The organism is Pseudomonas sp. PME37.24/025, assembly GCF_055556615.1.
Genome location: NZ_JBVHNK010000198.1, coordinates 1 through 271 on the forward strand (window position 1 = coordinate 1; position 271 = coordinate 271).

General features: G+C 54.2%; 1 protein-coding gene. It reads right to left on the reverse strand.

Going from position 1 to position 271, the window contains the following annotated elements; genetic code table 11:
* The coding region (locus tag ACZ3HH_RS30055; protein WP_465810228.1) for a CobW C-terminal domain-containing protein at positions 1 to 211 on the reverse strand (211 nt) is incomplete at its 3' end.
* Positions 212 to 271: the final 60 nt, after the last annotated feature.

Consider the following 271-nt stretch of genomic DNA (forward strand, 5'->3'; position numbering starts at 1 on the left):
CGGGCAAGTCAAAACCGATAAACACAATTTTGGAACAGCGCTCATCGCCTTCTTCCCATTTGGAGGAGACATCGCTGCCGACGGTTTCATGGACACCCTGAAACACCACGCGACGATCCAGTCCTTCCACATCGAGCACGCCTTTGTAGCGCAACATCTGTTTGCCGTACTGCGTGACCAGCTGGCCCAGCGCATGATCCAGCGCGCTCATATTAAAAGGTCGCGCGGCGCGATAGACAAATGACTTGATGGCGTCATCATGTTGCGGATG